The sequence below is a fragment of the Actinacidiphila bryophytorum genome (assembly GCF_016916835.1).
GTDB classification, from domain to species: domain Bacteria; phylum Actinomycetota; class Actinomycetes; order Streptomycetales; family Streptomycetaceae; genus Actinacidiphila; species Actinacidiphila bryophytorum.
Map to the genome: position 1 here is coordinate 64,998 of NZ_JAFFIX010000002.1, position 15,119 is coordinate 80,116.

A 15,119-nucleotide genomic window follows, 5' to 3' on the forward strand; every position below is an offset into this window, starting at 1 on the left:
TCGGTCGGTACGGGCTAGGGGCGGTACAACGGAGGCCGTCACGAGCTGCGGCTGCGGTCCGCAGCCCGCAGGACGGCCTGGTCGCGGACGAGCTTCCCGGTGGCGGTTCGCGGCAGCTGCTCGACGAAGTGCAGCCGGCGGGGCCGTTTGTACGCGGCCAGCCGCTCGGCGAGCCCGGCTTCCACCGCCGCCCCCGTGCCGGGGTCGCGCAGCACCGCGTACGCCTCGATCGAGGTGCCGTAGACGACGACGGCGTCGGCGACCTGCGGCAGTTCCGCCAGGGTGTGTTCGACCTCGGTGAGGTCGACCTTGAGGCCGCCGACCGAGACCTGCGAGTCGAGCCGGCCGAGCACCCGGACGCGGCCGGTGCCGGGGTCGACGGTGCCGCCATCCCTGGTGTGCAGCCAGCCGTCGGACCAGCGCGTCGGGTCGTGGGTGCCGAGGTAGGGCGACTGGTCCGTGGCGACGAGGAGTTCACCGCCGGACTCGCGCACGGTGATGCCGGGCGCGGGGGTGACCTCGGGCCGGTGCTCGCCGTACAGGTCGGTGGCGATGACGCCGACCTCGGTCATCCCGTACATGCTGCCGAGGCGGATGCCGTAGCGGGCGGTGAAGGCGTCGTGCACCTGCGCCCTGACGATCTCGCCGCCGGTGGTCATGCCGGTGAGCTGCGGCAGGGCGGGCGGTTCTGCGACCCAGCTGAGCAGCTGGATGTGGAAGGGCACCCCGAGCAGCGTGGTCGGCTGCCGCCCTTCGGCGACGGTGGCGAGGATGCCTTCGCCGGTGACCCGTGCGGGGAAGGCGAGTTGGACGCCGGCGTGCAGGCTGTGCAGCAGGCCGCCGACGAGGCCGAGGACGTGGACGACGGACGCCATCGAGACGATGCGCTCGCCGGCCTGCGGCACGCCCTCCATCACCGCGTACCTGCCGATCTCGGCGATCAGGTCGTCCACGGTGCGCCCGATGATCTTCGAGGGTCCGGTGGAGCCGGAGCTGAGCTGCACCAGGGCGTGCGGGGTGCGGGCGGGGCTGCCGGGGCGGGCGCGTGCGGTGTCGCGCTGGGCGTGGAAGCCGCGGGCGGGTCCCGCGGCGACGGGTCCCGCGGACACCACGACCTGGCTCTCCAGGCGGCCCAGCGCGCGTTCGGTCTCGAACGGTGTGAGCCGGTGGTCGAGTAACGCGACCTGCGCCCCGATCCGCCACCCGGCGAGCAGGTTGGCGACCAGGGCGAGCGACGGCGCCAGGCACAGCGCGGCCGAGCCGCCGGGGCGCAGGCCCACCGCGGTGAGCGCGGCCTGCCGTTCGGCGACCTGGCGGCGCAACTCGTCCCGGGTGACGGGGGCTTCGAAGACCAGGCACACGTCGGCGCCGGGGCCGGCGAGCAGGACCTCGTCCACCCACGCGGGGTCCACGGCGGCGCTCTTCTGCTGGTTTGTCGATGCAGCCTTCATGAAGAGCCAGAACCTCTTTCCCGACGCGATCAAAAGAGCCGACGGAATTCCCACGCCGAACTTTCAACTCTGAATTCGGCGCTGTCAAGACCCGGCCGGAAGGGCAGGATCCGCTGCCCGCACGGACAACTTCCCAATATTCTCTGGCGTATCAATCAGTCACTCAGGACACAAATTCCCCGTATTGACGAGGGCAACACCCGCCGCTAGCATGGCGCCAATTGGCCAACTGCCGTGATCCGGCAGCAAGTTGCCAGCCCAGAACACCTGCACCACGTACAAGTGATCCCCTAGCCGCCCCTCACGGCTAGGCGGTCCTTTTTCCTTGCGGCCACCCTCACGGCCTGCTCTTCGTGCCCTCCTGCGCGCGCTCTCCCCTCGCACCCGAAGGGTGCAACATTTACCCTCCGCATGACCGTGCACGCCCATGCGGTAGAGACCAATTCACGGATCGAACCGGTCCGAGCCGACGGCTCTATTTGTGCTGCCTTCGTATTCCGCATTCCTGCCAGCATTCGAGGATTGGCCATCAGTGGAACCTGGGACCGGCGCCGGCCTGAACACGGCCGTGGAGCGCTACTACGACATCACTCTTGATCTGTACGAGGACCTGTGGGGCGAACACGTCCACCACGGTTTCTGGGACCCGGGAGAGATTCCCGGCGCGGGCGGAGCAGACCGCCATGCGGCCACCGACCGGCTGGTGCGCGAACTCGTCGACTTCGCCCGCGTCCCCGCGGGTTCGAAGGTCCTGGACGTCGGCTGCGGCATCGGCGGCCCCGCACTGCACCTGGCGGGCGGGATGGGCTGCACCGTGGAGGGCGTCACGCTCAGCGCCAAGCAGGCGGCGCGGGCCAACGAGAAGGCGCAGGCCGCAGGAGTTGCCGGCCGTGCCCGCTTCCACCAGCTGGACGCCCTGTCCACCGGCTTCCCCGACGCGTCCTTCGACGTGGTGTGGGCGCTGGAGAGCCTGATGCACCTGCCCGACCGGCCCGCCTTCTTCGCCGAGGCGATGCGGCTGCTGCGGCCCGGCGGCACCCTGGCGGTCGCCACCTGGTCGGTGCGCGAGGGCGAACTGGACGCCGGCGAGCGGGATCTCGTACGGCAGATCCTTCAGCACCAGGTCATGCCGGACTTCTCCTCGCTCGAAGAGCACGAGCAACTGGCCGCCGCGGCCGGCTTCGAGCAGATCGCCACCGTCGACTGGAGCCCGGCCGTCGCCAACTCCTGGGACCCGTCCTTCGCGCAGATCAGGCGGCTGGAGCAGGGCAGGACGGCAATGCGTCAACTGGCGCGCGAGCGCGGGGTGGACGTGCTGGGCTTCTTCCACGCGGGGCCGCTGATGAAGAAGGGCTTCGACACCGGCGTCGTCACCTACGGGGCGCTGCGCGCGATACGCCCTGCCGACGGCGACCCCGCGGTGGACGCGCTGATCCGCCCGGTCGCCGACCTGCTGCGGGCCGTCGTCGGCGAGGACGGCGCCTGGCTGGACTCCGTCGTGCCGACCACCCGCGTGGACGGCGACCTGCTGGTCGAGAGCCACGAACTGGCCGCGTGGAGCCTGGCGTTGAGCCGGGCGTACGGCGACGGCGTGGACCTCGCGGGCCATGTGGCGGGCCTGGACATCGACCGGATCGTGGAGCTGACCGTCGCCGACGTGGCCGCCTACGTGGCCGCCCACCGCACCGACGGCGCCCACGCCGATCCGGCACCCGGCCCAGACCGCCGCTGATGGGCCGCTACCTCTTCGTCTCGCTGCCGCTGACCGGGCATGTGAACCCGATGGCCGCGGTGTCCGCGGCGCTCGCCGAGCGCGGGCACGAGGTGCTGTGGGCGGGCTCGGAGTCCTTCCTGCGGCCGGTCCTCGGCCCGGACGCGGCGATCGCCCCGATCCCGCTGCGTGCGCACCGCGGCCAGGCCGACCGCGGCATGGCGGCGGCCAGGTCGCGCTGGGAGGGCTATGTCGTCCCGCACGCCAAGGTCACCCTGCCCGGCATCGAGCGTGCCGTCGCCGATTTCCGGCCCGACGTCCTCGCGGTGGACCAGCACGCGGTGGCCGGCGCCATCGCCGCGCACCGGGCCGGGCTGCCCTGGGCGAGCCTGGCGCCGACCACGATGGAGCTGACCCGGCCCTACCGGGTGCTGCCGAAGGTCGAGGCGTGGATACAGGGCCGGATGGCGGCGGCCTGGACCGCGGCGGGCATGCCGGGCGGGCCGCCGCACGACCTGCGCTTCTCGCCGCACCTGCTGGTCGCCTTCACCGGCAGCGCGCTCAACGGCCCGCTGGACTGGCCGGACAACGCGGTGCTGGTCGGCCCGGCACTGGCGCGGCGCCCGCCGGACACCGACTTCCCCTGGGACTGGTGGGACCCGGCGCGACGCCATGTCCTGGTCACCGTCGGCACGCTGTCGATGGACCTGGCGCAGGACTTCCACGCCCGGGTGGTCGAGGCGCTGCGACCGCTGGGCCGCGAGGTGCAGGCGGTCGTGGTGGCACCGGACGGCACGGTCCAGGACCCGCCGCGGGACGACGTCCTGGTGCGCTCCCGGGTGCCGGTGCTCGACCTGATGCCCCGGCTGGACGCGGTCGTCAGCCACGGCGGCCTGAACACCGTGTGCGAGGCGCTCGCCCACGGGGTGCCGCTGGTCGTCGCCCCGATCAAGGGCGACCAGCCGATCAACGCGGCCCGGGTCGCCGCGGTCGGCGCGGGCCGCCGGGTCAGGTTCGCAAGCGTACGGCCGGAGCAGCTGCGCGCGGACCTGCTGGCCGTCCTAAACGACCCCGCCTACCGGGCCGCCGCCCACCGCGTACGCGACTCCTTCGCCGCGGCGGGCGGCGCGGCAGCCGCGGCCCGGCACCTGGAGAAGCTGCTCGACCAGAGCACCGACCACGTCCCCGGGCCACTGCCCGACCGACGCCCGACGGATGGAGCGCACCCGGCATGAAGACACCCCGTGACACCTGGCTGGTCTTCCAGCGGCACATGCTGCTGCTGACCAGGTCGCCGCTGTCGATCCTGCTGGGCGTGGCCCAGCCGGTGGTCTACATGGCGCTGTTCGCGCCGCTGCTGAAACCCGCGCTGGCGTCGATGGGCGCCGACTCGATGACCGACGCCTACCGCATCTACGTGCCCGGCATGCTGGTCGCGCTCGCGCTCGGCGGCGGCCTCTACGTCGGCTTCGGGCTGCTGGCCGAGCTGGCCTCGGGGGTGATCGAACGGGCCAGGGTGACCCCGGTCAGCCGGGTGGCGCTGCTGCTCGGGCGGGCGCTGCGCGACGTGGTCGTGCTCGTGGTGCAGGCGGCGGTCATCGTCCTGCTGGCCATGCCGCTCGGCCTGTTCGTGCACGTGACCGACCTGCTGCTGGCGTACGCGCTGCTGGCGCTGATCACCCTGACCAGTTCGGCGGTCAGCTACGGGATCGCGCTCAAGGTCAGCAACCCCAACACGCTCGGCCAGGTCGTCAACAACATCGCCCAGCCGCTGATGCTGCTGTCCGGGACGCTGCTGCCGCTGGCGCTCGCCCCGCTGTGGCTGCGCCGGGTCTCGGACTGGAACCCCTTCAGCCGGGCGGTCGTCGGCATGCGCGCGCTGTTCGCCGGGCACGCGGGCGACGCCTCGGTCTGGCAGAGCCTGGCGCTGCTGGCCGGTGTCGCACTGCTGGCGCTGGCGTGGTCGGCCCGGCTGTTCGCCCGCTCGGTGCGCTGAACCTACGGGACCGGCGTACGCGACCGGTGCGCCATACCGCCGGACCGTACCCGACCGGTGCGCCCCACCCCGTACCCCACACAGACGTTAGGACGCCTCCATGATCGAGACCAGGGGACTGCGGAAGTCCTTCCGCACCGGGCGCCGCCGCAAGGCCACGACCGTGGAGGCGGTCGCGGGCCTGGACCTGGCGGTGGCCGAGGGCGAGATATTCGGCTTCCTCGGCCCGAACGGCGCGGGCAAGACCACGACCCTGCGGATGCTGGCCACGCTGCTGCCGCCCGACGGCGGCGAGGCGGTCGTGGCCGGCTCGGACCTGCGCACCGCCCAGGCGGCGGTCCGCCGCAGCATCGGCTACGTCGCCCAGGGCGGCGGCACCTGGGACGACGTGACGGCCCGCGAGGAACTGGTCATGCAGGCCAGGATGTACGGGGTGGGCAGGGCCGAGGCGCAGGAGCGGGCCACGGCCGCGCTCGACGCCTTCGACCTGACCGCGTACGCCGACCGGCACTGCCGTACGTACTCCGGCGGCCAGCGGCGGCGGGTGGACATCGCGCTGGGGGTGGTGCACCGGCCGAAGGTGCTGTTCCTGGACGAGCCGACCTCGGGCCTGGACCCGCAGAGCCGCGCGCACATGTGGGACGAGATCCGCCGGCTGCGGGCCGAGGGCATGACCGTCTTCCTGACGACGCACTACCTGGACGAGGCCGACGCGCTGTGCGACCGGATCGCCATCATCGACGGCGGCGGCATCGTCGCCGAGGGCACCCCCGCCGAGCTGAAGCGGGAGATCGCCGGCGAGGTCGTCACGGTGGAGGTCGCAGAGCACGCGGCGAAGGCGGCCGAGGTGCTGGCCCAGCAGGACTGCGTACGGTCCGCCGAGCTGCGCGACGAGGGCGGCCTGCGGCTTGCGGTGGACGCGGGCGAGACGGCGATGCCGCGCATCATGCGGGCGCTGGCCGACGTGGGCGTGGAGCTGACGACCATCGAGCTGCACCGGCCCACGCTGGACGACGTGTTCCTGACCAGGACCGGCCGCTCGCTGCGGGAGTCCTGACATGGCGCGCGGCACAGCGGAGCCCGGCGGGACGGACAGCAGGCAGGACGACACGACGGACGAGGAGCGGGACATGGGCGAGGGCCGGCCGGTGCGCCGCGCGGTCGTCACGGGCGGCGCCGGCTTCGTCGGCTCGCACCTGTGCGACCGGCTGCGCGCCGAGGGGACCGAGGTGGTCTGCATCGACAACCTCATCACCGGCAGCACCGACAACCTGCGGGCGCGCGCGGCCGATCCGGGGTTCTCGCTGGAGGTGCGGGACGTGTGCGACCCCTTCGACGTGGCAGGTCCCGTCGACCTGGTGCTGCACCTGGCCTCGCCCGCCTCGCCGCACGACTACGCCCGGCACCCGCTGGAGACGCTGCGGGCCGGTGCGCACGGCACCGCCAACGCCCTGGACCTGGCCCACCGCAAAGGTGCCCGCTTCCTGCTGGCCTCCACCTCCGAGGTGTACGGCGACCCGCTGGTCCACCCGCAGACCGAGGACTACTGGGGCAACGTCAACCCGGTCGGCCCGCGCAGCCAGTACGACGAGGCCAAGCGCTACGCAGAGGCGCTGACCACCGCCTACCGCGGCGCCAGGCGCGTGGACACCGTCATCGTGCGGCTGTTCAACACCTACGGCCCACGGATGCGGCCCGAGGACGGCAGGGCGGTGCCGACCTTCGTCACGCAGGCGCTCGCGGGCGAGCCGCTGACCGTCGCGGGCGACGGCTCGCAGACCAGGTCCCTGTGCTACGTGGACGACACCGTCGGCGGCATCCTCGCCGCGGCGGCCGCGGTGCACCCGGGACCTGTCAACCTGGGCAACCCGGTGGAGCTGACGATCCTGGAGCTGGCCCGCCGGGTCCGCGACCTGTGCCGGTCGGCCTCACCGATCGCCTTCGTGGCAAGGCCGGTCGACGACCCGGGCCTGCGCAGACCCGACATCACCCTGGCCCGGGCCGAGTTGGGCTGGCAGCCGGTGGTCGACTTCGACAAGGGCCTGGCGATGACGGTCGACTGGTTCTCCCGGCTCGGCCTACCTCCGAGGTCCCCTGTCTCCGGGCTCAGCTGAACTCCGAGGTCTCCCCCGCCCTGCTGCGGGCGGCCGCCTGGCCGATCCTGCGCTGCAGGTGCGCCCTGCGCAGCCGCCCGGTGGACCCGTAGAGCACCTCGGCGGTCAGCGCGTGGGTGAAGCGGAACCAGCCCAGGCGCTGCTGGTCCTCGGCGACCAGCCCCGCCGCCACGGCCGCGTCCAGCGCTTCGAGTGCCGCGTCGATGCCGACCGGCGCGGCCTCGGCGACGACGTCGATGTCGAAGTGCCGCCCCGCGACCGCGGCCACCGACAGCACCCCGGCGGCGGACGGCGGCAGTTGGGCCACCCGGCGCAGCACCACCTCGCGTACGGGCACGGGCACCGGCACGGTGTGCGGCTGCTCGATGCGCTGCTCACCGGTCAGCTGCTTGACCATCTCCCGCAGGTAGAACGGGTGGCCCTCGGTGCGGTCCCACAGCGCCTGCGCGGTGTGCGCGCCGACCTCCCGGTGCAGCATGGCGCCCGCGAGCCGCTGCGTCTCCTGTACGTCGAGGCCGCCCAGCACGATCCCGGTGGTCTCCGCGCGGGCCAGCGCCGCCACGGTCTCGGTCAGCGCCGGCTCGCCCGAGCGGTGGCCGACGGCGACCAGCAGCCGCCCGGCGGGCAGCGCGTCGGCCAGGTGGGCCAGCAGCCGCAGCGAGCCGGTGTCGGCCCGGTGCAGGTGGTCGAGCACCACGACCAGCGGGGTGCCCTGCGAGGCGCCCGTCAGGTAGTCCACGATCGCGTCGAAGCGCCGCAGCGTCGCGGTGTCGGCGTCGGCGCCTTCCCCGGCCCGCAGCACCTCGCTGTCGAGGAGTTCGGCCACCGGGTCGGGCACCGGCCACTGCGGGCAGCACGCGGCGAGCGTGCGCAGCACCTGCTGCCAGGGCCACAGCGGCGGCGCGGCCACATGCTCGGGGCTCGCGCCCCACAGGACGGGGACGCCGGCGGACGCGGCGAAGCGGCGTAACAGCGCGGTCTTTCCGATCCCCGGCTCGCCGGAGACCGTCACCACCTGCCCGTGCCCGGCCGCGGCGGCCGGCAGCGCCTCGGCGAGCCGGCGCAGCGCCGCCTCCCGGCCGACGAAGACGTCGGCGTCCGGCGCGGAACCGGCGGTGCGGGGGGCCGGCACGGTGGGCAGGTCGCGGATGACCGGCGGGGCGGGCGGCTGCCAGTCGAGCGCGGGCGCCTGGTTGAGGATCTCGCTCTCCAGGTGCTGGAGCGCGGGCCTGGGGTCGATGCCCAACTCCCGTGCGAGGCGCTGCTGGTTGGTGCGCAGCACCGCGAGCGCGTCGGCCTGCCGCCCGGCCCGGTAGAGGGCCAGGCTCAGCAGTTCGCAGCCGTACTCGCGCAACGGGTGCGCCTGCGTGAAGGCTTCGAGTTCCGCGACCGCCATCTCGTGGGCGCCGGCGGCCAGCAGGGCGGCGCAGCGGCCCTCGACCAGCGACAGACGCAGCTCCTCCAGGCGTTCGACCTCGGGCACCACATGGGTGGCGGTGGCGACCTCCGCGTAGGCCTGGCCCCGCCACATCGCAAGACCCGCCTCGAACTCGCCGAGGGCCAGCCGCCGGTCGCCGCGGCCCCACGCGTGCCACCCGGCGGTGGCCCGCTCGCAGAAGCGGTGGACGTCGACACGCACGGCCCGGCTGTCCAGCAGGTAGCCCTGGCCGTGGGTGCGCAGCACCGTCGCGGGCGTCCTGCGCTCCCTGGCCGGCTCCAGCACCCGGCGCAGGTTGGCGACGTAGGCGTGCAGCGAGGTGCGGGCGGAGGGCGGCGGGCGCCCCTCCCACAGCTCCTCCAGCATCACGTCGACGGTGACGGGCCGGCCGACGCGGCTCACCAGCAGGGCCAGTAACGCCCGCTGTTTGGGAGTACCCAGATCGACCATCCGGCCGCCGACGACGGCCTCCACGGGCCCGAGCGCCCGGAATTCCACAAAAGGACCGCCACCAGCACTGCTGTCTTGCCCGGCCATGATCATGGCCGCACCCCCGTGAATCACACAGACACAGCCAGGAACAGCTCCCGATTGATGACCGGATACGAGCGTGGCCATCGGGTGACTCCCTGTCAAGGCCCGAAAAATGTCGCGCTCTCGCCCGAATTCGGGCTGATTCTTCGGTTTGCCCGCCAGCCCACCGCCAAGCCGGCGCCAACCCCGTCGACAGTGCGACGCAAGCCAGGTGGCCGATGCTGGGACGCCTCGGTGCTCGTTGAGCGTGTCCTCTCGCGCCGCCGAGCCGGCGACGACCCGAATTCCATCGCATTTCCTGGAAAGGGAGCTGGTCCAACGATGATGGGCTTCATGGTCGACCGTGCGATATCCAAGCACGGTCTTCAGCTCGGCAGCATGCCGGAAATGGCCGCGGCCAAGAACAGCGCGACCCAGCTCAGCCTCGACCACGACCTCCATGTGCTCCCCGACGCGGGTCGGCGTCTGACGGTGGGCCGGCTCGCCGAGCACGTGGACGACCTCGCGGGCCGCCTGGCCGCCGCCGGCGTCCGCTCCGGCGACACCATCGCCATCTACAAGTCCCCCAACTTCGACGTGTGGATGCTGGCTTCGGCCGCCGCCCGGGTCGGCGCGGTCCCGGTGATGCTCCAGCCGGCGCTGGACGGCGCCACGGTGGGCATCCTGCTCGGCCGGCTGCACCGGCCGCACCTGCTGACCGACCTGCCCAAGCTGCACGTGCTGGCCGACGTGCCGGTCATGGAACTGGCCAAGACGGTGATCGTCTCGCACGGCGAGTGGCCCGGAGCGGTGGCGCTCACCGACCTGGCGGGCTCCCCGCGGGTCGAGCCGGTCTTCCGCGGCCTGGACGAGCCGGCGATGATCACCCACACCTCCGGCACCACCGGTGTGCCCAAGCTCGTGGTGCACACCCCGCGGACCATGGGCGTACGGCTGCGCCCGCAGTGGTGGCTGCTGTCGCTGATGTGGCGGCGCGACACCGTCGCGATCAACCTGCCCTTCGTGCACTCGCGGATGTACGCGGCGATGTCGCTGGTGCTGATGAAGGCGATGCCGGTGCTGCTGATGAACAACCCCAAGCCGGACGACGTGGCGGGGATGCTGGCCGCGCACAAGCCGACCTTCATCGAGGCGCTGCCGAACGCGTTCATGGACTGGGAGCCGCTGGCCGACGACCCGCGCAAGCCCTTCGCGTCGGTGAAGTACTTCAGCAGCACCTTCGACGCGATCCACCCCAGGACCATCACCCGGCTGATCTCGGCGTCCAAGCGACGGGTGCCGCTGTTTTTCCAGATCTACGGGCAGAGCGAGGTCGGCCCCGCCGTCGGGCGGCCCTACTTCAGCAAGTCGGTGCACCGCACCGACGGCCGCTGCGTCGGCTACCCGATGCCAGGATGCGCGCAGATCCGGGTGGTCAGCCGGAACGGCAAGCGTCCCTCGAAGGCCAACCCCGGTTCCATCGAGGTCCGCTGGGACGGCATCGCACACAGCTACTTCGGTGAGCCCGAGCGCTACGAGGCCAACAAGCACGACGGCTGGTGGCGTACCGGCGACGTCGGCTACCGCACCAGGCGCGGCTGCCTGCACATGCTCGACCGCGAGGTGGACATGGTGCCGGAGACCAGCAGCACCCTGGAGATCGAGGACCTGATGATCAGCCGGCTCGACGAGCTGACCGAGCTGGTCGTGGTCATCGGCCCGAACGCCGAGCCGATCCCGGTGATCTGCACCGACGGCGACCGCCCGCTGGACATGGAGCGCTGGCGCACCGCCGCCGCGGACTTCCCGCAGCTGGCGGACCCGGTGCAGCTCCCGCAGTCCGAGCTTCCCAGGACCGCGACCATGAAGGTCCGCAGGATCGAGCTGTCGCAGCTGCTGCAGAGCCGAGCCACAGGAGGGCACGTCGCATGAAGGGCCTCATCGTCCCGCCCGGCCAGGGCAAAAGGCTGCTGACCAAGGCACAGGACGTCACGTTCAAGGTCACCGGCGCCGACGGCGGTTTCGCCTCCACCTTCGAGGTGGTCGTGCCGCCCGGCTTCAACGTCGGCGCCCATGTCCACGAGCACTCCACGGAGTTCTTCTACGTCCTCGAAGGCGAGCTGGACGTCTTCGCGTTCGAGCCGGTGGAGCGCACGGAGGACGACTGGCGGGACTGGAAGTCCCCCGACGGGGAGCAGATCCTGCGGGCCGGTCCCGGCAGCTGCATGTTCGTGCCGACGCACACCCCGCACGCCTTCACCAACGCCACCGACACCCCGGTCCGCATGCTCTTCCAGGCCTCGCCGCCGCCGGACCACGAGCGCTACTTCGAGGAGATCTGCGAGATCTTCTCCGCGGGCACCACGGTGGACTCCGGTGCGGTGCAGAAGCTGCGCGACCGCTACGACGTCCACCAGATCACCCCGCTGCGCTTCGAGCCGCCGACCGCCAAGTGAGCCGCGACCACCAGTGAACGGAGTCCCGCTGTGAGCGGCGGACGCATCGAAGTGTGCCTCGTCGGCGCAGGCCCGCGCGGCCTCTCCCTGCTGGAGCGGATCTGCGCCCAGGAGCGCAGGTCCGCCCGCGGGCGCGCCCTCACCGTCCATGTCGTCGACCCCGACCCGCCCGGTGCGGGCCGGGTGTGGCGGCCGACCCAGTCCCGGCACCTGCTGATGAACACCGTCGCCTCCCAGGTGACGGTCTTCACCGACGCCAGCGTCCACATCGAGGGGCCGCTGGAGGAGGGGCCGAGCCTCTACCAGTGGGCCAAGGCCCTCGAACACATCGCGGCGACCTCCGGTGCGACGTCCATGGACGACGCGGCCCTGTCCGAGGCGCGGGCGCTCGGCCCCGACACCTACCCCACCCGGGCGCTCTACGGCCAGTACCTGACCTGGGCCTTCCGGCACGTCGCCGCCAACGCGCCCGCGCACGTGGCGGTCCGCGTCCACAAGGCGCGGGCGATCGGCCTGGTGGACGGCGACGCCGACCTCGGCGGCGCCGGGCCGCAGACCGTACTGCTGGACGACGGCACCCTGCTGACCGGACTCTCCGCGGTGATGCTCGCCCAGGGGCACGTACCGGTGCTGCCCACGGGGGACGAGGCGGAGCTGGCCGGCTTCGCCGCCGGCGCCAACCTGACCTACGTGCCGCCGGCCAACCCCGCGGACGTGGACCTGTCGTCCGTCGCCCCCGGCGAGCACGTGCTGATCCGCGGCCTCGGCCTGAACTTCTTCGACTACATGGCCCTGTTCACCCACGGCAGGGGCGGCGTCTTCGAACGCGTCGACGGGCAGCTGGTCTACCGCCCCTCGGGCCGCGAGCCGCGGCTGTTCGCCGGCTCCCGGCGGGGTGTGCCCTACCAGGCCCGCGGCGACAACGAGAAGGGCGCGCACGGCCGTTACGCCCCCCGGCTGCTGACCGCCGAGTACGTCGCCGCGCTGCGCACCCCCTCCACCGCCCGCGAGCCGATCCGCTTCGGCACCGGGCTGTGGTCGCTGATCGCCATGGAAGTGCAGAGCGTCTACTACGAGACGCTGATCGCCCGCAGGGAAACCCCCACCGCGGCAGCCGACTTCGCCGCCCGCTACCTCACCTCGGCACCCGGCGAGGCGGAGCGGGAGCTGCTGGAGGAGGCCGGCATCGAGGAGGCCGAGCGCTGGGACTGGGCGCGCGTCGCCCGCCCCTACGACGCCGGCGACCTGCACGACCTGGCCGCCTTCCGCGCCTGGCTGCGCGGCTACCTCGACGAGGACGTGCGCAAGGCCCACGAGGGCAATGTCAGCGGCCCCTTCAAGGCCGCCCTCGACATCCTGCGGGACCTGCGCAACGAGGTGCGGCTCGCCGTCGACCACGGCGGTCTTGACGCCGCCTCGCACCGCGACGAGCTGGACGGCTGGTACACCCCGCTCAACGCCTACCTGTCGATCGGCCCGCCCGCCTCCCGCATCGAGGAGATGGCCGCGCTCATCGACGCAGGGGTGCTGGCCGTGACCGGCCCCGGCATGCAGATCGACACCGACCCCGGCGCCCCCGCCTTCGTGTGCACCTCGCGGGAGATCCCCGACGTGCTGGTGCGGGCGACCGTGCTGATCGAGGGCCGGCTGCCGGACATCGACCTGCGGCGCACCGCCGACCCGCTGATGGGCCAGCTGCTGCGCACCGGTCAGTGCCGCCCCTACCGGGTGGCCGGGTCCGACGGCACCGACTACGAGACCGGCGGCCTGGCGGTGTCCGAGCGCCCCTACCGGCTGCTGGACGCCCGCGGAAGGGCGCACCCGCGCAGGTTCGCCTACGGGGTGCCCACCGAGTCCGTGCACTGGGTGACGGCCGCCGGCATCAGGCCGGGCGTCGGCTCGGTCACCCTGGAGGACTCCGACGCGATCGCCGCCGCCGTCCTCGCCCTGCCCGTACCGCAACTGCCGCCGGTGCGGCTGCCCGAGCAGGTCCTGACCGGCTACGGCACCGCAGCGGGTGCGGGCGCATGAGCCATGACCCCTGGGCCGACACCGGCCTGCTCTCCCCGGTCCGCGCCGGCACCCCGGTCGAGGCGGCCGTCGGCGACACCGCATGGCTGCAGGCGATGCTCGACGCGGAGGCCGCGCTCGTACGCGCCCAGGTCCGCTGCGGCACCGTGCCCGCGCACGCCGCCGCGTCGATCACCGCCGCCGCCCGCGCGGAGAACCTCGACGTGCGCGCCCTGGCAGTGGCCGCGCGCGAGACGGCGAACCCGGTCGTCGGGCTGGTCGCGGCGCTCACCTCGGTGGTCGCCGACCGGTCCCCCACCGCCGCCGAGTACGTGCACCGCGGCTCGACCAGCCAGGACATCATGGACACCGGCGCGATGCTGGTGGCCGCAAGGGCGCTGCGGCTGATCGGCGCCGACCTGCGGGCCGTCGCCGACTCGCTGGCCGGCATGGCCGCCGCCCACCGCGACACGGTCATGGCCGGGCGCACCCTGGCCCTGCACGCGGTGCCCACCACCTTCGGCCTCAAGGCCGCCGGCTGGCGGCAGGTGGTGCTGGAGGCGGCCGAGCGCCTGGAGCGGGTCGCGGACGGCGGACTGCCCGTGTCCCTCGGCGGGGCCGCCGGCACACTCGCCGGCTACCAGCAGTACGCCGGTGAGGACGCAGGCCCGGACGCGGTCGTCGACCTGGTCGCGGCCTTCGCCGACGAGACCGGCCTCGCGGTGCCCGTGCTGCCCTGGCACACCCTGCGCACCCCGCTGGCCGACCTGGCCGCGGTCCTCGCGCACACCGCGGGCGCCCTCGGCAAGATCGCCGTCGACGTGCTGGTGCTCAGCCGCACCGAGATCGGCGAGGTCGCCGAGCCGTCGCCCGCGGGCCGCGGCGTGTCCTCCGCGATGCCGCAGAAGCGCAACCCGGTGCTCGCCACCCTCATCCGCTCCGCCGCGGTCCAGGTCCCCGCGCTGGCCTCGGTGCTGACCCAGGTCCTGCCCGCCGAGGACGAGCGGGCGGCGGGCCTGTGGCAGGCGGAGTGGCTGCCGCTGCGCGAGTGCCTGCGGCTGGCGGGCGGGGCCGCGCACACGGCCGTCGAACTGGCCGCGGGCCTGACCGTGCACCCCGAGCGGATGCGCGCCAACCTCGCGGCGACCGGCGGCCGGATCGCCGCCGAGCGCGTATCGGCCGTCCTGGCACCCCGGTTGGGCAAGTCGGCGGCCAAGGAGCTGCTGGCGGCGGCCTCGTCGCGGGCCTCCCGCGAGGGCCGCGACCTCGCCGACGTCCTGGCGGAACTGCCCCAGCTGCACGGGGTGCTGGACCGGCGGGAGCTGGCCGCGCTGCTCGACCCGGCCGCCTACACCGGGGCGGCGGGAGCCCTGGTGGACCGGGCGCTCAAACCGTGAGGGAGGGGGCCGCGGCCGGCCCCCTCCCCCAGG

At 73.3% G+C, this 15,119-nt stretch carries 11 protein-coding genes; 9 read left to right on the forward strand and 2 right to left on the reverse strand.

The window, feature by feature from the left end; translation table 11 throughout:
- Positions 1-38 precede the first annotated feature (38 nt).
- Positions 39-1,451 carry a class I adenylate-forming enzyme family protein gene (locus JT723_RS03485; protein ID WP_205042883.1) on the reverse strand — a complete coding sequence of 471 codons (1,413 nt, stop codon included), beginning with the start codon at positions 1,449-1,451 and terminating at the stop codon, positions 39-41.
- 532 nt (positions 1,452-1,983) lie between these two features.
- On the opposite strand from JT723_RS03485, the gene JT723_RS03490 reads away from it, so the two are divergent.
- The 5 genes from JT723_RS03490 (at position 1,984) to JT723_RS03510 (ending at position 7,272) form a co-directional block, all read left to right on the forward strand.
- Entirely contained in the window at positions 1,984-3,183 is a 1,200-nt protein-coding gene (locus JT723_RS03490) for a methyltransferase domain-containing protein (RefSeq protein WP_205042884.1), read from the forward strand.
- Positions 3,183-4,397, forward strand: a complete 1,215-nt coding sequence (locus JT723_RS03495; RefSeq protein WP_205042885.1) for a glycosyltransferase — start codon at positions 3,183-3,185, stop codon at positions 4,395-4,397. Before JT723_RS03490 ends, JT723_RS03495 begins: the two co-directional genes overlap by 1 nt.
- The gene (locus tag JT723_RS03500; protein WP_205042886.1) at positions 4,394-5,158 is read left to right on the forward strand and encodes an ABC transporter permease; all 765 of its coding nucleotides are present in this window, start codon (positions 4,394-4,396) and stop codon (positions 5,156-5,158) included. The genes JT723_RS03495 and JT723_RS03500 overlap by 4 nt, the downstream gene beginning before the upstream one ends.
- 100 nt (positions 5,159-5,258) lie before the next feature.
- The gene (locus tag JT723_RS03505) at positions 5,259-6,215 is read left to right on the forward strand and encodes an ATP-binding cassette domain-containing protein (protein ID WP_205042887.1); all 957 of its coding nucleotides are present in this window, start codon (positions 5,259-5,261) and stop codon (positions 6,213-6,215) included.
- 73 nt (positions 6,216-6,288) lie between these two features.
- Positions 6,289-7,272 carry an NAD-dependent epimerase/dehydratase family protein gene (locus tag JT723_RS03510; protein ID WP_205043227.1) on the forward strand — a complete coding sequence of 328 codons (984 nt, stop codon included), beginning with the start codon at positions 6,289-6,291 and terminating at the stop codon, positions 7,270-7,272.
- Here the strand turns inward: JT723_RS03510 and JT723_RS03515 are convergent.
- Entirely contained in the window at positions 7,265-9,184 is a 1,920-nt protein-coding gene (locus JT723_RS03515) for an ATP-binding protein (RefSeq protein WP_251513025.1), read from the reverse strand. The genes JT723_RS03510 and JT723_RS03515 overlap by 8 nt on opposite strands.
- A gap of 393 nt (positions 9,185-9,577) precedes the next feature.
- On the opposite strand from JT723_RS03515, the gene JT723_RS03520 reads away from it, so the two are divergent.
- The 4 genes from JT723_RS03520 to JT723_RS03535 are packed head-to-tail and all read left to right on the forward strand — an operon-like array spanning position 9,578 to position 15,086.
- A complete protein-coding gene (locus JT723_RS03520) occupies positions 9,578-11,155 on the forward strand; it encodes a class I adenylate-forming enzyme family protein (protein WP_240165033.1) in 1,578 nt (525 codons plus the stop codon).
- Positions 11,152-11,679: a cupin domain-containing protein gene (locus JT723_RS03525; protein WP_205042890.1), complete on the forward strand. Its 528-nt coding sequence runs from the start codon at positions 11,152-11,154 to the stop codon at positions 11,677-11,679. The genes JT723_RS03520 and JT723_RS03525 overlap by 4 nt, the downstream gene beginning before the upstream one ends.
- Positions 11,680-11,709: 30 nt before the next feature.
- On the forward strand, positions 11,710-13,710 hold the full coding sequence (locus tag JT723_RS03530; protein ID WP_205042891.1) for an FAD/NAD(P)-binding protein: 2,001 nt from the start codon (positions 11,710-11,712) through the stop codon (positions 13,708-13,710).
- A complete protein-coding gene (locus tag JT723_RS03535; protein WP_205042892.1) occupies positions 13,707-15,086 on the forward strand; it encodes a nitrosuccinate lyase in 1,380 nt (459 codons plus the stop codon). Before JT723_RS03530 ends, JT723_RS03535 begins: the two co-directional genes overlap by 4 nt.
- Positions 15,087-15,119: the final 33 nt, after the last annotated feature.